General features: G+C 35.4%; 21 protein-coding genes. 15 read left to right on the top strand and 6 right to left on the bottom strand.

Annotated elements, in window-relative coordinates; all coding sequences use genetic code 11:
• Nucleotides 1-210: 210 nt before the first annotated feature.
• The 8 genes from U9Q18_01765 to U9Q18_01730 all read left to right on the top strand — a co-directional run bounded on the left by U9Q18_01765 (nucleotide 211) and on the right by U9Q18_01730 (nucleotide 5329).
• A complete protein-coding gene (locus U9Q18_01765; GenBank protein MEA3313084.1) occupies nucleotides 211-741 on the top strand; it encodes an ankyrin repeat domain-containing protein in 531 nt (176 codons plus the stop codon).
• A 431-nt stretch (nucleotides 742-1172) separates the two neighbouring features.
• Nucleotides 1173-1373, top strand: a complete 201-nt coding sequence (locus U9Q18_01760) for a DUF1659 domain-containing protein (GenBank protein MEA3313083.1) — start codon at nucleotides 1173-1175, stop codon at nucleotides 1371-1373.
• 15 nt (nucleotides 1374-1388) lie between these two features.
• Nucleotides 1389-1622, top strand: a complete 234-nt coding sequence (locus U9Q18_01755) for a DUF2922 domain-containing protein (protein MEA3313082.1) — start codon at nucleotides 1389-1391, stop codon at nucleotides 1620-1622.
• A 64-nt stretch (nucleotides 1623-1686) separates the two neighbouring features.
• On the top strand, nucleotides 1687-1974 hold the full coding sequence (locus U9Q18_01750; GenBank protein MEA3313081.1) for a hypothetical protein: 288 nt from the start codon (nucleotides 1687-1689) through the stop codon (nucleotides 1972-1974).
• Nucleotides 1975-1983: 9 nt separating this feature from the next.
• On the top strand, nucleotides 1984-2148 hold the full coding sequence (locus U9Q18_01745) for a YvrJ family protein (protein ID MEA3313080.1): 165 nt from the start codon (nucleotides 1984-1986) through the stop codon (nucleotides 2146-2148).
• The gene (locus tag U9Q18_01740) at nucleotides 2145-2795 is read left to right on the top strand and encodes an N-acetylmuramoyl-L-alanine amidase (GenBank protein ID MEA3313079.1); all 651 of its coding nucleotides are present in this window, start codon (nucleotides 2145-2147) and stop codon (nucleotides 2793-2795) included. Before U9Q18_01745 ends, U9Q18_01740 begins: the two co-directional genes overlap by 4 nt.
• Nucleotides 2796-3625: 830 nt before the next feature.
• Entirely contained in the window at nucleotides 3626-4282 is a 657-nt protein-coding gene (locus tag U9Q18_01735; protein ID MEA3313078.1) for a hypothetical protein, read from the top strand.
• Complete coding sequence (locus U9Q18_01730; GenBank protein ID MEA3313077.1) at nucleotides 4283-5329, top strand: NADH:flavin oxidoreductase; 1047 nt, start codon at nucleotides 4283-4285, stop codon at nucleotides 5327-5329.
• A gap of 211 nt (nucleotides 5330-5540) precedes the next feature.
• Here the strand turns inward: U9Q18_01730 and U9Q18_01725 are convergent, their stop codons facing one another.
• Both U9Q18_01725 and U9Q18_01720 read right to left on the bottom strand, forming a co-directional pair.
• Nucleotides 5541-6845, bottom strand: coding sequence for a trypsin-like peptidase domain-containing protein (locus tag U9Q18_01725; protein ID MEA3313076.1), 1305 nt, complete (start codon nucleotides 6843-6845; stop codon nucleotides 5541-5543).
• Nucleotides 6846-7445: 600 nt separating this feature from the next.
• Nucleotides 7446-7610, bottom strand: coding sequence for a hypothetical protein (locus U9Q18_01720; protein ID MEA3313075.1), 165 nt, complete (start codon nucleotides 7608-7610; stop codon nucleotides 7446-7448).
• A 292-nt stretch (nucleotides 7611-7902) separates the two neighbouring features.
• Between U9Q18_01720 and U9Q18_01715 the strand changes: the two genes are divergently transcribed.
• The 5 genes from U9Q18_01715 to tsaA all read left to right on the top strand — a co-directional run bounded on the left by U9Q18_01715 (nucleotide 7903) and on the right by tsaA (nucleotide 11683).
• Nucleotides 7903-8424, top strand: a complete 522-nt coding sequence (locus U9Q18_01715) for a flavin reductase family protein (GenBank protein MEA3313074.1) — start codon at nucleotides 7903-7905, stop codon at nucleotides 8422-8424.
• A 350-nt stretch (nucleotides 8425-8774) separates the two neighbouring features.
• Complete coding sequence (locus U9Q18_01710; GenBank protein ID MEA3313073.1) at nucleotides 8775-9416, top strand: hypothetical protein; 642 nt, start codon at nucleotides 8775-8777, stop codon at nucleotides 9414-9416.
• A gap of 161 nt (nucleotides 9417-9577) precedes the next feature.
• A complete protein-coding gene (locus U9Q18_01705) occupies nucleotides 9578-10117 on the top strand; it encodes an isoprenylcysteine carboxylmethyltransferase family protein (GenBank protein ID MEA3313072.1) in 540 nt (179 codons plus the stop codon).
• Between the two features lie 445 nt (nucleotides 10118-10562).
• On the top strand, nucleotides 10563-11033 hold the full coding sequence (locus U9Q18_01700) for a DUF3795 domain-containing protein (GenBank protein MEA3313071.1): 471 nt from the start codon (nucleotides 10563-10565) through the stop codon (nucleotides 11031-11033).
• A gap of 164 nt (nucleotides 11034-11197) precedes the next feature.
• The gene (gene tsaA, locus U9Q18_01695) at nucleotides 11198-11683 is read left to right on the top strand and encodes a tRNA (N6-threonylcarbamoyladenosine(37)-N6)-methyltransferase TrmO (protein MEA3313070.1); all 486 of its coding nucleotides are present in this window, start codon (nucleotides 11198-11200) and stop codon (nucleotides 11681-11683) included.
• Nucleotides 11684-11760: 77 nt separating this feature from the next.
• On the opposite strand, the gene U9Q18_01690 is transcribed toward tsaA, so the two are convergent.
• From U9Q18_01690 to U9Q18_01675, 4 genes are all read right to left on the bottom strand, one after another.
• On the bottom strand, nucleotides 11761-13146 hold the full coding sequence (locus tag U9Q18_01690; protein MEA3313069.1) for a PAS domain S-box protein: 1386 nt from the start codon (nucleotides 13144-13146) through the stop codon (nucleotides 11761-11763).
• Between the two features lie 311 nt (nucleotides 13147-13457).
• Nucleotides 13458-15773, bottom strand: coding sequence for a 1-deoxy-D-xylulose-5-phosphate synthase N-terminal domain-containing protein (locus tag U9Q18_01685; protein MEA3313068.1), 2316 nt, complete (start codon nucleotides 15771-15773; stop codon nucleotides 13458-13460).
• Nucleotides 15774-15839: 66 nt separating this feature from the next.
• Nucleotides 15840-16664 carry a transaldolase family protein gene (locus tag U9Q18_01680; GenBank protein ID MEA3313067.1) on the bottom strand — a complete coding sequence of 275 codons (825 nt, stop codon included), beginning with the start codon at nucleotides 16662-16664 and terminating at the stop codon, nucleotides 15840-15842.
• Between the two features lie 9 nt (nucleotides 16665-16673).
• Nucleotides 16674-16922, bottom strand: coding sequence for a hypothetical protein (locus tag U9Q18_01675; protein MEA3313066.1), 249 nt, complete (start codon nucleotides 16920-16922; stop codon nucleotides 16674-16676).
• 381 nt (nucleotides 16923-17303) lie between these two features.
• On the opposite strand from U9Q18_01675, the gene U9Q18_01670 reads away from it, so the two are divergent.
• Nucleotides 17304-17942, top strand: a complete 639-nt coding sequence (locus U9Q18_01670) for a thiamine diphosphokinase (GenBank protein MEA3313065.1) — start codon at nucleotides 17304-17306, stop codon at nucleotides 17940-17942.
• A gap of 231 nt (nucleotides 17943-18173) precedes the next feature.
• Nucleotides 18174-19047 (top strand): Na/Pi symporter (locus U9Q18_01665; GenBank protein MEA3313064.1); only part of this gene is annotated, 874 nt, incomplete at its 3' end.

Raw genomic sequence — 19047 nt, 5'->3', positions numbered from 1 at the left:
GCTATTAAAATTAGAGGAGGAACAATGAGTGAAAGCTTAAAGGAGAATGCTTGGCTAAGAGTATACGTGAGTAAGTATTAAAAGGACGAAAAAGGAGAAATCTGGTTTGAACCCGCTAACTCTCATTACAGGGCAATCAAAGGAAAGAACTTCAGAATTGTAGGCGTCATCACCTACATGGTTAAAAAGTTTACTTAAGGGAGATAGCTTATGGGCTTAAATTTTTTTAAAAAAGCAGGAGCAAAGAAACAAGCTGCAAAATTAAACGAATCTTTATTGAATGCAGCAAAAAATGGTAATATAGCAGGAGTAAAAGAAGCTTTAGAAAACGGTGCAAATGTTAACACGAAAGATAATAAGGGTATGACTCCCTTAATGTATACTTCTGTAAATGGACAGACAGCGGCAGTAAAGCTATTAATAGAAAACGGTGCAAATATTAATGAAAAATCCAATGACGGTTGGACTGCTTTAATACGGGTTTCTTTTGAAGGATATATAGATGTAGTAAAGCTACTGATAGAAAACGGCGCAGATGTTAATATAAAAGCCAATGATGGTATAACTGCATTAATGGCAGCTTCTTACAGGAAGTATGCGGATGTAGTTAAGCTACTTATAGAAAGCGGGGTGGATGTTAATGCAAAAGATAAATATGGTAAAACTGCTTTAATGTTCGCTTGTCAAAAAAGGTGTATAGAAATAATATCTTTGCTAAAAAACGCTGGCGCAAAAGAATAATATTAACTCATGATAATAATAACAAAAATAGGCGATGGCAAAATGAAAGCGGCAATCTACACGAGAGTTTTTACAAACGACCTATATAGTAAAGGGCGTTGTATAACACAGAAAGGGAAAAGCAAATAGTTACCACCGAGGGCTATTTGCTTTTCTTGTCGTTCTTCCCTATGTTTTTTCTCATATCTCTCAGAAGTTCCAGAGAAAACCACTAAGAAGCGTAAAAATCACAACTGATTAAAAATAAATATTTTTTCTATACTCCAAGATAGCTTGTATTCAAAAGACGTTCTTGTACTTCTAACAACACCATCAAAAATATCAAAAAAACCTTTTTTTCTCCCCCCCTTGCATAATTATATATGTAGGTGGAGGTTAACGTAGTAATCTGACAGTCCTTCTTCTGCAAAATAAAAAATGGAGGTGTTTTGATGATTGTAGTAGAACAAGAAGGTAGTTTGCAGTTCACATTTGACGATGGAACTGGCGAGACAAGAAAAGAGAGCATAAGAGGGATAAAGCCAGCTGCGCTTGACCAGGATGTTTATGATTGCGGAGTTGCTATTTCCGGGCTTATCGTTGACGCCACAGTAGGACTCAGGCGTTCTCTTCTCAAGGATTACGAAGGATAAAGGGGGTGATGGATAATGGCATTAGAAAACACAACTAAAAAGACAATCCAGATGTCATTTATGACAGAGAACGGCAAGACGTACAGAATGGAATTTAACAATCCCAAAGCTACTCTCACGACAACAGATGTGCAGACTGTTATGCAGATGATTATCGACAGGAACATCATACTGACAACGAACGGAGCACTTGTGAGCATTAAAGACGGCGGAGTAGTAGACAGAACTTACACTGACCTCATTCCGTAGATTCTTTTTCTTTCTTGGTGCAGGTGTTTTTCAACCTGCACCTTTTACTTAAAGGAGGTGTTAAATGAATATTCAACCAGAATGGCTATCAGGACTTATAGGAGTGATTGCTCCTCTCATTGTGCGGTGGATTACGGGAGCAAACCTTTCAAGAAGAACTAAAAGCATCTTTGCGATACTTGTATCTGCCGTTATAGGATTTGCTTCTTCTTTTCTCTCCGGACAGTTTGACCCAAACACAGTACTTAAATCTATTGCTATTTGCTTTTCTATCTCCCAGATTGTTTATGACCAGCTATTCAAGGATATCTTTAAAAGAAAAGAAGAACAAGATATACCTTTTGTACAATAAGGATATAAGATGAGCTACACGGATATATTAAGAGCAGTTGCTGATGTTGGTTTCCCCGTTGTCGTGTCTATTTACCTTTTAATGGTGTTCGGGAATAAAATAGATAAACTCTCAAGAGCGGTAGACAACCTTTCCAAATACATTGACGCGCTGCTCAGGACACAGGGAAAGTGAGAGGCATACGATACATCATACTGCACCACTCAGCCACTGATTATCAAGCAAACAAAGAAGATATAGATGGCAAACAGGTAGGTAGAGTAATATGTGAAAGAGCAAAGGAACGCTGGAAAGATAAATACCTTAATTACAGATGCGATTATCACTTTCTCATAGGGCATACGGGTAAAGTATTTACAGGGCAACCAATTGAAAACTCTTCCTGGCACTGCACTAATTACGAAGCAAACCTCATAAGCATCGGTATATGCTTCTTAGGAAACTTTGAAAGAATAACAATGCCAATAGAGCAGTTCAATACCGGCGTAAAACTTGTTAAAAGCTTAATGGAACAATACGATATCCCCCTTAAAAACATCCTGAGGCATAAAGATGTTATTTCTGATATCACTCATCACTCAAACTCTACTCTCTGCCCCGGTAAAAACTTTCCCTATCTAGAACTGCTTGATGCCCTCCGTGACGGTGAACCGTTTTTTGACATTGGAGAAGATTACAAATATATAAAAGAGATAAAATACCTCAAAGAAAAAGGGATAATCAAAGGTGACGGCAAAGGATACTTCAACCCAGATGAAAGCATAACACGAGAAGAAGTTGCACTTGTTGCGTATAGGATAGTAAAACTACTTTTAAAATAAATTTTTCAATTTACTTTTTTTCTTATATTTTACTCTTACAAATATTTTCAAACTTCTTAGAAGGTTTGTAATAATTTCTTTTAAGGTTGTCGAGTGTTTACGGTAAAAATATGGCAGGTATGCGCCTGCCCTCAAAAACTTTTTCCTTTTTATGTATCTTCTACAGCCAGTAATACATTGTTATAGCACAAGAGTCATTATCCCAGTCAACAACTCTTTACCACAGTTTGGGCAGAACATTTTAGCCTCCTTTATAATTTTTATCTTTTAATTCTAATATTTACATTATTCATTTCAGCTTCTAAGAATAATTTTATTATATTCATTTTTATTTTAGATCTTTTTTTTAAAAATCAAAATGTCAAATCGAATTATCAAAAATCTATATTGAATAAATGGTAATGTATTTTTTCTTCCGGGTGGGGAACATTCTTTCTTGCCAGCCGCTGTTTGCAGTCTGCGAAAGGAATAGGTTTGTTATGAGCGAGCTGTCTGTGTTGTTTGGCTGGCTGGTAACTGAGGGTGGGACTATATGACTACCGTTGACTGCACAGTGTCCGCAAAAAGAAAACAACGAACAAAAAAAAAGCGGGGAATTACCCCGCTTGACTTTATGAATACCAGCTTCCCGTGTATGGAAGACCGTGAAACCCTTTTTCAATTTACTTTTCTGTTGTAAAAAATTTATTTAGATATAAAAATGTGGGGCACAGGCTAGTTTTTACGGGAGGGGATTTGCGACTTATAATTTGCTAAAATTCTAAAATTAGCTAAAATTCTCATAGAGTGATAAGGAATTACTCAATTTAGATTAAAAAAGAGAGAAAGTTATGAATAAAAAATTAATCCTAGGAATTGCGATTCTGGCAATAGTAGTACTTGCCTCTTCTATTTGGTTATATACAGAAAGACAAACGGCGGAATCATCATTTACACCTCCACTTCCAACAGAACCAGCACTGGGATCGCTATCAACCCAAGAGTATGTTTATGACGATAAACTCGGCTATTGTTTTGAGTATCCAGGTGGTTGGGAATTTTCTATTTATGTAGATAAAGATGTTGAACAGTGCGATCCATCACTTGATTATAAAAATTGTTATTGTGTAGATTTTCCAGATAAAAATATTAAAAAAGTTGTATCCTTCGAGAAGAAAATACTTAAGGACGGGCCACAATTCCCAGTGGAAATCGAATTAATAGTAAAATCAGCCACAGATTTACAAGAAGTTAAAGAGGAGTTCAAGAAAGGATTAGAGATGTCGGGTGGTGTACCAATCTTAAATGAGGTCGTAATTTCGGTAAATAATATAAGCGGGTATGATATACTCTCCGGAACACCTTATTGGAAACTGAGGCAGGTAGCATTTTTCGAAAATGGAATAGCTTACGTTTTCAAATATTCATCTCAAGATGAGTTTTATCGTATGTATGAAGATGATTTTAACAATATGATAAATTCATTTAACATAAAAAAGGAGGCATAAATGACAAATCTTTTTTCTCAGATTAGAATAAGAAATATTGATTTAAAGAATAGGATATTAATGCCTCCGCTTGCTGTGAAGAACCCGGAAAAGAGCGGATTTGTAAATGATATTGTCGTTGATTACTATTCTAAAATGTCAGGATTGGGAATGGGTTTAGTAATTACTGAGAATGTTTTTGTATCTCCTGAATCGAAGGTTATGCCAAATCAATTGCTTTTGTCGCATGATAAGTTTGTTGAAGGACATAAAAAATTGGTTAACGCTATTTATAAAAATGGGGCAAGAGTTGCAGTTGAAATTAATCATGCAGGGGCAAACCTTTTTGATATCCCCGAACTTAAGACCATGCTTGCAAATAAAGATGAAGGCGATTTTGTTGTAGACAATGAGGGCGATGTAAGGGAGACGCTGAATTCTATAAACGAGAAAGACCTTTCTAAAAGAGATATAACTGGCATAGTCGAGTCTTTTGGTGATGCTGCAAAAAGAGCTATTGGTGCAGGTTATGATATGGTAGAAATTCATGCGGCGCATGGATTTTTGATAAATCAATTTCTTTCGCCGTTTATAAATAAAAGAAGCGATGAATATGGTGGCAGCCTGACAAATAGAATGAGAATTTTAATCGAAATAATTGAAGATGTAAGACATAAAATTGGCGAGACACCTATTATAATCAGATTCCCGGCGTCTGATAATCCACCGCAATTTACTTTTTACCCAAACGGGCTTAAGCTTGAAGACGGGTTAAAAGTAGCAAGAGAGATTTCAGTTAAAGGTGTTGATATGATTGATATATCCGGTGGTTATTCGGGAAGCAGGCCAAAAGAGCTAAAGGAGATTGAAGGATATTATGTTCCCTATAGCAGTGCTCTTAAAGAAATTATCAATATTCCGGTTAATGTAACTGGCGGGATTAGAACGCCGGAATTTGCAAATTATGTCATTAAAAGCGGTAAAGCGGATACCGTAGGTATAGGAAGGGCATTGCTTGCTGATAAAAAGTGGATATCCAAAGCAGCAGAAAAGATTTTAGAAGAATAAAAATATAATTTATTTCTTTTTTATCTTTTTACTTGTCGTATGTAATTGCTGTTGTCCTTGCATCATTGTCTCAACCAATATTACGGCGGAGAGGTTGTGGCAAAAAGTTATTATTACATAGCCTAAAGGAAAAGGGCATTTTAATATCTGACTCAACGAAAGCCGCCATAGGACAACAAATTGCTGTGGCGGCCTTCCTCTTTTTTATTTTTTATGCTTTTTTGCCATCGTTTTTAATACTACCTTTTTTGCGACGCATTAAAATAAATGTAACTAATGCTGCGGATACTACAATTAGTCCGATTATAATCCATAGCACAGGGACATCTTTTTTATCATGCCCTGCATCAATCTCTGTGCGACAGAGTTGTATAAACTCTGATGTATATGGATGTGCGGGGTACATTTGATTTACAATAGTAAATTCATCCAATGCTTTTGAATAATAGCTGTTCCACATATAGTTTAAGGCGGTTTCGTAACGTTCATCAAGTTGACCTTGATGTGGAGTAGCGCCAAGTTCATTTAAGTAATCTTCAACAAGATTTATTGGTACAAGAAAATTGAAACCTTCGATTGTTTGCCCTGTATTGTAATCTATTGTGCCAAACGTAGAAATTCCAATTGCTTCACCTTCTTCATTGAACGCTGGCCCTCCGGAATTTCCATGATAGATTGCAGCATCTGTCTGGAGAACAGACCATCCGCCGGGCATTTGCTTTACAGCGCTGATAATACCTGTTGTTACAGTAGAGACGGTGGCACTTTCCCCTTTTAAATATGGATGGAATGTTGCAACGCCAGGGTAGCCTATACAGTAAATTTTTTCGCCAGCTGCCATTTTGGATGAATCTCCTAATTTTACGGTGGGAAGTGCAACACTTGATTCTACTTTTAGGATTGCAATATCCTTGCCTGTACCTGTGCCGGATGGATCGCCAACTTTTTTTATCTCTGCTTGTAAACCTTCTTGTATAATTGCAATGCCGGGAATTGACTTACCCAAAGATGCATAAACTTTTATTGGTACATTTTTTATCTGCGCATGTTGAAATAAAAACTGGAAAAACCCATTCGAAAATGCTGATACCTCTGATTCTGCTATCCAACCATTTTCAGTCTGTAATTCTATTTCTTTTTCCACCACTGTTTTTAAAATCATAAATTTTTTAAAATCCTCTGTAAATTTTACAACATGTGCATTTGTTACAATATAACCTTCAGGTGTAACAATAAACCCAGAACCAGAAACACCAGTTTGTGCATATTCTTCCCAGAACCCTCCTTCTGGGTCTTCCCAGAAAGAGAAATTCTCATCAAACAAAGCATTCGGGGCCATTACGTGACCTTCAATAATTGTCTGAATGTACGTAACTCCGGGTTGTGTGAGCGCAATAATCTGTTTAGGGGTGAGTACACCAGTAGGGTTTGCGGCAAGGGGAATGTTAGCTGGAATAAGCAAAGATGCAATGATGATTAATACAATGAGTGCACACAATGCTTGTTTTCGTACCATTTTTGCCTCCTTTAAATATATATTTTTTACTGTATTTCCATAGTAAAATAAAATTCAATTTTTTTATTATTTTTTAAGCTTACAATTATTTTACGGTGTGTCAATACAATATATGGAGATCTCTGAAAAAGTATGGGAATAGAATAAAATGTTATGATAAGTTTGCTTCTGCATCAGAGAAAACCGACAAGTTACCAGACCCTGAAATAAATTCAGAGTGACAAACAGAGTTTTTCAGAGATCTCATATGAATTATATACATTTTCTAGTTATTTTTAAAGTTTTTACTTTCTATCTGTGATATTTTTTGAAGTGATAATTATAAAAAGAGCAGGTTGTTTCCCTACCCTCTAAAGATGTATTTCCTTTTGTTTACCTGCCATATGTGATCGTTATTGTTCTTGTGTCGTTGTTCAGATCAACGATATTGCAAGTAATTTGTTTATCCTCTGGAAATTCTTTTTTGATTTTGTCTTCTTAATAAATACCTTCAAGTTTATTTTTATGGTTTAATAAAAGTTTTTTACTTATTGATTTACAAAAGACTTTTTATAGTAATTAAAATGATGCTTATAATGAAAATTGTTATTTCAAGACCTGCTACTTGTTTTTCCTTTTATTTTTTTTCATAATTTTTATCCATTTCTTTCTCATAATGCTTAAATGCCTGCGGTAAGATAGACTATACTTACTGGATATTAAACTTCTTAGTCGTTTAAAACTTGCCTGATCTCGTGTCATTCTTTTGCTCATTCTTTTTCCCATTTTTTAAACCTCCCTTTTAAAGATTAAAATCGAGGTGTTGAGTAGGTTAGGTTTTGAAATATAAGATTTTAGATCTGACAAAAACTCTATTTCTTTTTTGTTTGTAAAAAAACGAGAATCACTGCTCATCATTTTTATTTTCCTCTCCTTTCTTATATTTTATCCTTCTTGACTAACATTTGCAAATTTGTTTTGGGATTTTAAGAATTAGTTGGATATCTTTCCTTGACTATAAAAAATTGTGGGATATAAAATAATAAGGTGTTTTACGAGAATAAAAAGGAGAAGCGGAATGAAAATTAATGTTGAATATTTAGAGTTTATGTGGCCGATGAGACATTTTTTAATAACATGTGGGGATATAAGCGGGGAATCAAATATCATAGCGGTTAGCTTTTGTATGCCTGTGTCAAAGGAGACTCCATTTATAGCTTGTGCCATAGGAAAAGGGACTTATTCATATAAATTAATTGAAGGCGCTAAAGAATTTATTGTAAATGTTCCTTCGGAGAACCTAAAGGCAGAGATATATTATTGCGGCTTCCATTCAGGGTATCACGTGGATAAATTTAAAGAAACTGGTTTGACGCCGCAACCGGCACGCCAAGTAAGAGTTCCCATTATTGATGAATGTGTAGCGCATATGGAATGCAAGCTTAAGCAAGAAATAGAAGTGGGAGATAAAAGTCTGTTTATAGGCGAAGTGGTAGAGGCATATGCAGATGAAGATGTTGCAAAAGGGAAAAAGAAGATCGTGTATGCAAAAGGCGATTTCCCGCGAAAAATATATGCTATAAGATTTAAAACTCCGTAATTCACTTCGAAAACACGCAAAATTGCTGCCATAAAAAGCAAAGATGTGTTTAAAAAAAGGAGAGAAAATGAATAGAAAACTTCCACAATATCTTTGGTTAATAATTATTGTACTATTTATTTGCTTAGAAATATATCATTTTATTGTTGGGAATTATTTTGATTTAATCATCAGTCTTCTGATAGTGGTAATTCTTTTATCGATGATAGGAGTTTTTTATCTTATTAAAAAAAATGTAAAGAAATAATGGAATATTCGGATATAGTAAGTTGGATTAAAAGCAAACTTCAAAATGTAAAATAAATGGCTATGTAAATTTATTTAGGCCTAAAAAAAGAGGATGATTTCTTATGACAAAACAAGAACAGACGAATAATCCCTACAACACATGTTGCTGGAGAGCGCTTTCTGAATGTAAAGATTGCCCTCTTGCTAGTCGTTTAAAGTGTCGTTACAATTCAGGAGATTTGTTTCATTTTATGGGTCTTTTCTGGACCTTTGCCATTCCAGCTTTTATTGGGATGATAGTGGGTGGCTATGGTTGGTATATTCTGGGAGAAGTTGGTTTTATGATTATCTTCTTTAATTTCTGGGAGATTCGTATCCTTTGCAGTCATTGCCCTTATTATGCTGAGAAAAGGAAAATATTACACTGTATCGCCAATTATGGTTTTCTCAAGGTTTGGAAATATCATCCAGAGCCAATGAGTAACTCGGAAAAAGTTCAACTTATAATTGGTTTTATTATATTGTTTATTTATCCATTTATATTTTTGATTATCGGAAAGCAATACATTTTTACTTTCCTTGCTGTATGGGGAGGTATAATGTTTGTTTGGACTTTACGAAAATATACTTGTTCTGAATGCATCAATTTTTCTTGTCCTTTGAATCAGGTATCTAAAGATGTCGTTGATGAGTATCTCAAACGCAATCTTGTGATGAGAAGGACATGGGAAGAAAATGGCTGGCAAATAGGAGGGAAGTCATGATAATGAAGTTTAATAAATTCTCATTCGTGCTATCGTTTAACTTAGTATATACGCTGCAGGTTAATGTCCCTTCTCTTCGGGACATTGTTTCCTTTAGGTGCAGCCGTATATAATGGAGATGTTAGGTGACATGCTTAGTTTTGAGCCATGAAGAGGTGCATATGAGTAGATTCAAAAAATGGGCTGAACGTGAATATAGTAAGAAACAACGAGTTATTGTTCTGTTTCTGGGAGGAATATTTTTTGTAGTTGCAATTCCGTTTTTTCTTATCACAGCATCTTCCCATATTGATAAGTGGTTTCACTTCCAAACATTTGTTTATGGAGCAATAAACCATATTATTGGCTTGCTATTTATCAGTATGGGGTTGTTATTTGCTGTGTGGTCTATACAAGTCCAGTTTTTCGTCGGTCGTGGAACACCGGTACCGATGATCCCTACACAGAAATTGGTTGTACAAAGGCCTTACAGTTATTGCCGAAACCCAATGTCCTTGGGAACTATTATATTCTATCTAGGAATTGCTATCTGGAGTGGTTCGCTTTCTACGGTTGGGTTAGCTTTGATCTTTGCAATGTTACTCATGGTATATAATAAAATGGTTGATGAAACAGAATTAGAGGAGAGATTTGGTTTTGAATACCTAGAGTACAAGAGGAAAACTCCATTTCTGATACCACGCCTACGGAAAAAGAATTGAGTAAAAGCATTTCACTTGTGTTGTAGCTAACACAGTCTTTGCGGTTCGCTTTGTTTGTCTAAATTTTGCTTTGCAAAATTTAGACAAAAGCCGAAAACGTTGTATAAAATTAAGAATGGTTTTTTAGATGTAGGAGCTTCTTTTTAGCAACTTTATTCATATTATTATATAAAAGATATTTTAGTGTGTTCCTCCCGAGCAGGTAAGTCATTTTCTCTAAACATACTTGACTACAAAAAATTGTGGAGTATAAAATAATGAGGGGTTTTACGAGAGTAAAAGGGAGAGTCTAGAAGGGATGTATATGTGAATTACTCGTATATGTTGATAAACTGGAATGATATCTGAACCATTCGGATATAAACGATGTATATAAAATTCTGACTCTGCTTTTAAAACAAGAAGATTTAAAGGTGCAGAAATAATTCAACAGGGAGGTGAAGAGATGGGGAATAGTAATAAAGAAAATAAAAACTTAATTGCATACTGTGGTCTTTACTGCGGGGATTGTCCCAATTATAAAGGAAAGATTGCTGACTTGGCAAGAGATCTCAGAAAAGAACTGAAAGGAGTAAGATTTGACAAAACAGCAGAAGCTTTATCAGAAATCTCATTCTTTAAGACATTCAATAACTATCAGCAATGCTATGAAGTGTTAGGAGCGATGGTAAAACTCCGCTGCAGAAAGATCTGCAAAGATGGCGGAGGCCCACCTTTCTGTAAAATTAGAAAATGCTGCCAGAAAAAAGGGATTGATGGTTGTTGGGAATGTGAGGAATTTGAAACGTGCGAAAAACTGGATTTTTTAAAGCTGGGCCATGGCGATGCTCATATAAAAAATATAAGAAAAATCCGTAAACAAGGAATTGGAGAATTTCTTAAAAAGGAAAAATATTGGTATGCAAAGCCCAAATAAAAATCATAGGCGGAGCTTAGAACTTTGCGGCTGCCTTATAACTTTGCCCTCAAGGACATAGAATAACGGATAAAAGGCTTTCTTTACTTTACCTAAATTGCTTTTGGTAACTTCTTTCGCCCGTAAAACGTTACTAAAATTGTATGTATAAGGAAGTGGAAATTATGAATGAAATAAAGTACAAACCAATTGGGGTCATTCATTCTTCATTTAAAGAACCTAAGGGAACTCCCATACAACCTGCAGGTGCTAAGAATGTTAATGGAACGGTTGAGCTATTTACAAAATATGCTGAAGGCCTAAAAGATATTGAGGGCTTCTCGCATATTATTTTAGTATACCATTTCCATTTATCCAAAGGTTCACCATTAACGGTGAAACCATATATGGACAATGAGGTACGTGGAGTTTTTGCGACGCGAGCTCCAAGTAGACCAAACTCTATTGGTATCTCAATAGTACGGCTTGTCAGAGTTGAAGAGAATATACTTCATATTCAAGATATAGATATTATAGAAGGAACTCCTCTTTTGGATATAAAACCTTATGTTCCAGAATTTGATATAAGAGAAACGGAGAAAAGAGGATGGCTTGAGAAAAATTTAGATAAACTTTCAACATCAAAAGATGATGGTAGATTTATAAAATGATTTGTGCGACTTTTGATAACAACGGGACGTTAGGCGAAACTGTTTTTTATGAGGGTTTGTTTATATGATTTAATTTGCTAATTATAATTTTCCTTTTGAGTTAACTTATAATCTTCCCGTATTTCTTTCTTCTCTTCATACATCTTTTCATCAGCTGTTTTAATTAATTTTTCTATTGAGGCAGGATTAGTTGGGTCATAAACAGAAAAACCGATACTAAAGCTTATCTTATAGGGCTTATTTAAATTTTTGTTTAATTCTTTTAATTTTTTATTTACTCTTTCTTTGATTAGAGGTTCATCATCCAAGGAATTGTCGGGAAGGATTAACATAAATTCATCTCCTCCTATGCGGCAGACAATGTCGGCTTCTCTTAAGATAGATTTAAAGAATTGAGCTACTTCTTTTAAGGCTTCATCTCCTTCTCCATGACCAAAGGTATCATTGATATCTTTAAGGTTATCTACATCGAGGTAGGATAAAAGAATAGGATTTTTCTTTCGATTGGCGATCTTAATCTGCTGTTCTAACAGAGCAAGCCCGTATCCTCTGCTGTAACAATTGGTAAGAGTGTCATAGCGAGCTAATTTTTGCAGTTCTTCTTCCATCTTTTTTCGTTCAGTGATATCAATATAAGTGCCAATTATCCCTTTTATCTGCCTGCCGATTACTATATCAGAGCCAGATACAGATACTGGGAAGCAAGTACCATCTTTCTTTTTTCTTACCGTTTCATAATTAAAATAACCTTTAGACAATGCTGTTTTATCCAAATTTTTTCCTTCTTCTATTTTGTCCGGGGGATGAATCATCCCGTCGTTGATGTTTTTGCCTTTAACCTCTTCCAAAGTATAGCCAAAAAGCTCGGTAAAGCGTGGGTTTATATTTACGATATTACTGTTTTTATCTAAATAGACCAAAGCCTCGGGACTATTTTTGAATAGACTGGCAAATTTCTGCTGGCTTTGTTGTAGGGCTTCTTCAGCTTTCTTTATTTCAGTGATGTCTCTAGAGACAAAAAGCAACTGATTGCCTATAATATTTCCGGTGCTTTGAACATAGCGCCAATTTCCACCCTTTTCTTTAAAACGAAATTCTATTCTCTCAGTAATCTTAGATTCTTTTCCGGCAAAAAGCTTTTTAAACTTGGCAGTAACATATTTTGTTAATATTGGTAACAATTTCTTTTTATCGTCAGGATGGATAAAATCAAAAGGAGATTTACCGACTAATTCTTCTGGCTTATAACCCGTAGCATCTTTAATTGAAGGGCTGATATATCTGTATTTTGTTTGTAAATTAAAATCTTGGAGAGTAACCACATCACTGGTATTTTCAGCAATTAAACGGTAGATTTCTTCAGATTTTACTGATTTTTTCTGTGCTTTTAATTCAACAATCTTCTGACGCAATTTTGCTAATTCATTTTGCAGCTGCTCTTTTGTTTTTTCTTTGCCTTTCATATATTTTGCTTTATCCTTTTGGGGTTTATATTTTTTAACTTTCCTTTTTCCTACCATATAGAATTATGCGATTAGCGCACTTTATACAGATATTAGTTAACATTATAATACTAAAAAATTATATTTGCAATATTATTTTTTACACCTTCCCTTTTTATATTTTATTCCTTTAATAAATATCTCTAAATTTATTTTGGGAGGTTTTAAATGACTTTTTAAGCAAAAGAATGCAATTGAACGGTATTTTGAAAAATGATTTTATGGAATAAAAAAGGGGGCTTTTGCCCCCTGATCTATTTGTTATCTATTTTTTATATGATGTCTTTTAGTTTTGAGATTCTTTTTTCTCTGTCTTTTACGAAGCGTTCTATCCCGCTAAAGACATGTTTTTCGTCGAGGTGTGCTTCTTCGGTTACTTCGGCAAGGGTACCGCCCGTTCTCCATCTGTTGTCCCAGTCGCATGAGAGCGAATATTCTTTTACAACGGGGTTTCCAATCCAGTGATACATCAGTTTGATTGATTCATTTGTAATAACCATTGCATCATTAAACTGTTTCCACGGTAATACCTTGTTTTTGTATTCCTCTGATTCTCTCCTGAACAATTCATAGCTTGGGGCGGCAACGATACGCACGTTAAGATTTGCGTTTCTTAATTCATCTATTATATTTACGACGCTGAGTGTTGAGCTCGTGCCCTGTACAATGACTGTGCCCATTTTTTCTTTGCCTTCTTCAAAATCTTTAAGAATGTATGCACCGTGAGCTGCTTCAAAATATGATCCCAATCCTCTTGTTTCTCTGTCCGGTATTGTAATACTTGGTCGTGTTAGGACAAGAGCAATAATTGGTACGTCAAGTTGCAATGCCTTTCCCAAAAGTACGGGTACTTCATTGTGTTCCCATGGGATAAGATCTATAACCTGTCCCTCAGGGAACATATCCCTTACGCCTGGTGCATATATACCGAAGTGCGTTCTTGAATCATCTGCTGTTTCAGGGCCTGAATGTCCTTCAACCCAGATTGTTTTTCCTATTTTCAGGGGACAGTCCTGTGCCAGCTGTGAAAATATTCTCATCATTCCGTATTTGAGATATGCAAATGAACCGTAAGTTGAACTGGTTGAGTAAAAACCTGAAAAATCTTTGTAGGGATCTTTTGCTAAGTTTGTTGTTTCTATTCCTGCCGAGATACCAGCATTAACAAATTCTGTAATTTCCTGTGGGAGGAGTGTGCCGTCAGGGTTTTTGTTTCTGTCGTACCAGCCGTATCCCGGAAAATCTCCAAATGGTTTTGCAAACCCTGAAATTTTTGTGGAGTCTGCAAGGTCCGCTGACATTGCTATAAATAGCGGCCTGTTGTATTTCTTTGCGCAGTATGCATTGACCCAGGCCCCCCATTTACTGAATGCGCTTCTATTTGCGTCCTTTGTACCGGGTTTTGCGTAGAGTTCTTCAGGATAATTTTTATAGTCAGTGAGCACCGGATCATATACCGGATTATTTTCTCTTCCGTCTGATAATTGTAGTGTAGGGATTGTTTCCGGGATTGATTCCCCGATTGCAACAAGCCGGTTTGAAAGATAATCTACAAGTTCTTTATCATTGAGTATAACGCTCATTGCTACATCAATATTTTCTTTGAACTGCTGGTGAATTTCTTCTTTTGTTTTTGGCGCTCCTTTTCCATAACCGACAAATTTAACACCGTATTTTTCTTGGAAAGGCCTTTTTGTTTCCCAGAATATTTCTGAATTCATTTTATGCGGCGAACCATGTGATTTATTATCGTATTTTAAGTATCCCCTACCTTTCCTTGTTTTGAACCAGCATATATTTGGTATGTTTTTTTCTATTTTTTCATCATCAAATAGATTAAGCATAATCTGTGTTATTTCTTTATAATTTGAACCTTTTTCTGTGCCCATTGTGCGCCAGCCGTGTGGGCTAAACCATTCTTTAGGGCCGCCATAGACGGTTTCTTTTAATGGATGATCATCGATACCAAAGTTATTCCAGTCGATAAGGAAGAAAAGATTGTCCAACCCTAATGCCCATGCTGAGTTCAATGCTTCGTGCGTTCCGCCCGGCGTGAGTCCAGCATCTCCTTCAAGGGCAATTACTTTTATATTGCCTGCACCTGCTCGCTTTAGAGCAATAGCTTCTCCTACTGCTCCAGTGGGACCGTGTCCGGATGGGCCTGTGTTGAATTTTAGGAAGAGTGTTTTGCCGCCGAATTCAGCGTGTCCTGATAATCCTCCCCTTCTTCTAAATTGCAATAAATCTTCCGGGAGAAGGGTGATATCTCTTCTGAGTCTGAATTTTTCGTCTCCTGTTTCTTTATATTTTTTATCCATAGCGCCGTTTAATGCCGCAAGTGTTGCATATACTAACGGTATTGTGTGTCCTGCAGAAAGAATAAATCTATCCGAAAAGCGTTTTTCAGGATTTCTTATATCCCATTTCATTATTCCCGAGAGCATAAGGGATACTAAAATGTGTCTTTTGGAACGCGATCCACCCGGATGGCCACTTTGTCTGTAATTAAGCAAGATGTCTATGAGTTGGTCTATTACATCACCGGTTTTTTCCCAGTACTGAAATTCTTTTTCGCTAATGTTTCTCATAATATCTCCTTTTATTAAAGTTTATTGTACTCTAAAAATTCTTGTCAAGATTGTATATAAAAATGTTTATTTAAATATATTTTTGTACTCTTCTACTGTATCGTTTGTAAATTTTTCCATTCCCTCTTTTGTTTTATGGTGGAAAATCATTTTTTTTAATACGGGAAAGGGAATCGTTGCGATATCTGCCCCTATTTCTGCAAGCTCTTGTACTTGAGTCGCATTTCTTATGCTTGCTGCGATTATTTCTGTAGCAAAATCATAGTTTTCAAATATGTTAACAATGCTCCGGACGAGGTTAATTCCACTTACAATAGTATTGTCATGCAGAATTTTATTGTTAACAACAAGTCCATCTTTTGGATAATAGTCTGGTTTTGTAAAAGGGATTTCATTTTGAAATCTCAGATAATCGTCAATTCTTCCAGCAAAAGGGCTCACGTAACGCGCACCTGCTTTTGCTGCAAGCAATGCTTGTGACGGCGTCATAATGAGTGTGCAGTTTACAGGGATTCCATCGGCAGAAAGTTTTTTTATTGTTTTTAACCCGTCAAAGTTGTGGGTGCCATTTTCTGAAATCTCGGGGTTTACTGGGATTTTTATTACAACATTCTGTGCAGCACCATTAAATTTTTTGAATAGTAATTTACCTTCCTTATACATTTTATCTTCTGTATTCCCAATTACTTCGAGGCTTACCGGATGGCCTTTGCCTGCCGTAACAAGCATATTTTTTACATAGTTTTCTAGCGTGATGTTCTGTCCTTTGTTCTTGTAATATTTTACTGCTTTTTTAATCAGGGAAGGGTTTGTAGTAATTCCATCTACAAAGCCCCAGGAAAATGCTTCTTTAATTTCGTCTATGTTTGCTGTATCGATAAAGATTTTCATCTCTAGTTTTTAAAATTCATCTTCTTCGTCTACATAGTATTTTTTTGGCAGTGCAATAAGAATTAAACCAAGACCCAGAAAATTTAAAAATAGTCCCATGAAAAACCAGCCAAATCCATTTCTTCCCTTTCTGGAAGCAACGATTGCGGTGATAATTGCGATTATAAGACCAAAAGCAAGTAAGGCTCCGTAAATTCCTATTAACCAACCTATCGCCAATCCCAAATCGGGCATTTCCGTAAAATTTTGTCCAAACATTATAATACCTCCTTTTTTCTAATTTTAGCAAGTTTTGTTTATTTATCAAAGAGGCGTATCGGAATAAATTTATCATACAGTGCATAAAGAGTAGACTGCATAACGTGTTGAAGGAATTTTCTAAAAAGAAGTAATTTTTTTGTTTAACTAATTTCTGCAAAGAGGAAATAAAAGTTTTTAATGAAAGGAAAACGGCAAAATATAGGCATCAAGGTGTATTCGCAAGCAAATCTTTTATTTCATTGTGATTGATGCTAAATGTTGGATTTCATTTGATTTGCGATATAATAAAATATAATGAAAAATATTGTTTGTTGAGCATATTTTCTTTCTTTAATTTGATTTTTTAATATTAATGCAGTTCGTTCTCGGAGGGAAAAAATGAAAATAGTGCTTATTGTAGCAAACGGGAATAGTAATTCAAAATTGTTCTACCAAAAACTTTCAAAAAAAGTTGATTTTATTATTGGAGTAGATGGGGGGGCAGGCAAACTTATTAAATGTGGCATAATACCAGATCTTGCGGTAGGCGATTTTGATTCAATAGGGTGTGACGAGTTAAATCTTTTAAAGAAAAAAGGGGTAAACATCTTGCAATTCCCGGAAGATAAGAATTATTCAGACACAGAGCTTGCAATAAATGTTGCGCTGGGAAAACATTTTAATACGTTTATCCTTTCAGGGATGCTTTATGGAAGAATTGATCACATGCTTTTTAATGTTTCTCTTCTTTATCCGCTTCTTAAAAAAGGTAAAGATACATACATTCTTGAAGAAAGAGAAGAGATATATATTGTAAATGGCAAAAAGAAAATTAAAACGAAGAAAAGTAGCACGGTATCTCTTTATCCTATGACAAACATTGTGCAGGGAGTGAAAACCTCAGGACTTAAATATCAGCTGAACGGGAAAACACTTTTTAAAGGGAAAACACTGACATTAAGCAATATAGCTGTTTCCGGCGAAATTCAGGTAGAGGTTAAAAAAGGAGTATTGCTTGTCGTCATTCAAAAAAAGTGAATAGAAAAGACAATTTGAATGTTTTAGTTGATGCTCATAAAAGAAGTTTTTCTAAAAAGCATTGAAATTTTGCGTATATTTATTATATTGTAGTAGGTTTACAAAGAGAGATCCTATAAAAAAAGTGAAGGCTTTGAGGGGAAACCAAATGGCAAAACGTTTAGCTACTGTTTTTTATTTTGGTAGGGGTTGCGTGAATAATATCTCTAAATTATTTATAAAAATAGAATTATGAACATTCAAAACACTTTCTTATTTATTGGCGGCATGGCGCTGTTTATTTACGGTATTACCTTAACCAGTAAAAGCATGGAAAGTTTTGCTTTTACTGAATTTAAAAGATTTCTTAATAAAATTATAGCAAGACCAATTTATGCTCTGGGTCTTGGTGCCCTTTTTACATCCATTGTTCAATCAAGTTCTGCCACTACGGTTACTGTAATAAGCCTTGCAAACTCCGGGATATTGAGATTTGAGAATACGCTGGGAATCATTTTTGGTGCAAATGTTGGTACTACAGTAACTGCCCAAATTATTGCTTTCCATCTCACAAAGTACGGCCTGCTTATTTTTGCAATAGGGTTTTTAATTACTTTATCCTTTAAAAAAGAGTATACTAAAGCAATTGGTACCGCCATAATGGGCTTTGGTTTAATATTTGTAGGAATGCAATTTATGGAGGCTTCCGTAGCGTTTATGAGAGAATCCCCGTATTTTGTTAATCTTTTTATTCGTCTCAGTGAAAAACCGATTCTCGGTGTTTTAGTTGCCGCTGGTTTTACTGCTATTGGACAGAGTTCATCGGTTACTATTGGTATTGTACAGGCACTGGGAGCTCAACAACTTTTGACATTAAATGCTGCTTTTGCATTAGTAATAGGGGCAAATATTGGTACAACAGTTACAGCATTAATTGCTAGTATAGGTGGAAATATTCAGGCGAGGAGAGTTGCTGTTTCACATGTCATATTTAATGTTATTGGAGCGCTTATTTTCCTGATTATATTTAAGCCATATGTAAATTTGGTTTCAAAAACATCGGGAGATCTTGTGAGACAAATTGCTAATGCTCACACATTTTTTAATATTGCATGCGCTCTTTCGT

Source organism: Caldisericota bacterium (assembly GCA_034717215.1).
In the GTDB taxonomy this organism is placed as follows: domain Bacteria; phylum Caldisericota; class Caldisericia; order Caldisericales; family Caldisericaceae; genus UBA646.
The sequence above is the reverse complement of the archived record's forward strand: the minus strand, read 5'-3'. Positions and strand labels throughout refer to the sequence as shown.

Excerpts from the sequence above, each read along its gene's own strand:
- U9Q18_01765 (MEA3313084.1), top strand. The coding sequence starts at position 211 with ATGGGCTTAAATTTTTTTAAAAAAGCAGGAGCAAAGAAACAAGCTGCA.
- U9Q18_01760 (MEA3313083.1), top strand. The coding sequence starts at position 1,173 with ATGATTGTAGTAGAACAAGAAGGTAGTTTGCAGTTCACATTTGACGAT.
- U9Q18_01755 (MEA3313082.1), top strand. The coding sequence starts at position 1,389 with ATGGCATTAGAAAACACAACTAAAAAGACAATCCAGATGTCATTTATG.
- U9Q18_01750 (MEA3313081.1), top strand. The coding sequence starts at position 1,687 with ATGAATATTCAACCAGAATGGCTATCAGGACTTATAGGAGTGATTGCT.
- U9Q18_01745 (MEA3313080.1), top strand. The coding sequence starts at position 1,984 with ATGAGCTACACGGATATATTAAGAGCAGTTGCTGATGTTGGTTTCCCC.
- U9Q18_01735 (MEA3313078.1), top strand. The coding sequence starts at position 3,626 with ATGAATAAAAAATTAATCCTAGGAATTGCGATTCTGGCAATAGTAGTA.
- U9Q18_01730 (MEA3313077.1), top strand. The coding sequence starts at position 4,283 with ATGACAAATCTTTTTTCTCAGATTAGAATAAGAAATATTGATTTAAAG.
- U9Q18_01725 (MEA3313076.1), bottom strand. The coding sequence starts at position 6,845 with ATGGTACGAAAACAAGCATTGTGTGCACTCATTGTATTAATCATCATT.
- U9Q18_01720 (MEA3313075.1), bottom strand. The coding sequence starts at position 7,610 with ATGGGAAAAAGAATGAGCAAAAGAATGACACGAGATCAGGCAAGTTTT.
- U9Q18_01715 (MEA3313074.1), top strand. The coding sequence starts at position 7,903 with ATGAAAATTAATGTTGAATATTTAGAGTTTATGTGGCCGATGAGACAT.
- U9Q18_01710 (MEA3313073.1), top strand. The coding sequence starts at position 8,775 with ATGACAAAACAAGAACAGACGAATAATCCCTACAACACATGTTGCTGG.
- U9Q18_01705 (MEA3313072.1), top strand. The coding sequence starts at position 9,578 with ATGAGTAGATTCAAAAAATGGGCTGAACGTGAATATAGTAAGAAACAA.
- U9Q18_01700 (MEA3313071.1), top strand. The coding sequence starts at position 10,563 with ATGGGGAATAGTAATAAAGAAAATAAAAACTTAATTGCATACTGTGGT.
- tsaA (MEA3313070.1), top strand. The coding sequence starts at position 11,198 with ATGAATGAAATAAAGTACAAACCAATTGGGGTCATTCATTCTTCATTT.
- U9Q18_01690 (MEA3313069.1), bottom strand. The coding sequence starts at position 13,146 with ATGAAAGGCAAAGAAAAAACAAAAGAGCAGCTGCAAAATGAATTAGCA.
- U9Q18_01685 (MEA3313068.1), bottom strand. The coding sequence starts at position 15,773 with ATGAGAAACATTAGCGAAAAAGAATTTCAGTACTGGGAAAAAACCGGT.
- U9Q18_01680 (MEA3313067.1), bottom strand. The coding sequence starts at position 16,664 with ATGAAAATCTTTATCGATACAGCAAACATAGACGAAATTAAAGAAGCA.
- U9Q18_01675 (MEA3313066.1), bottom strand. The coding sequence starts at position 16,922 with ATGTTTGGACAAAATTTTACGGAAATGCCCGATTTGGGATTGGCGATA.
- U9Q18_01670 (MEA3313065.1), top strand. The coding sequence starts at position 17,304 with ATGAAAATAGTGCTTATTGTAGCAAACGGGAATAGTAATTCAAAATTG.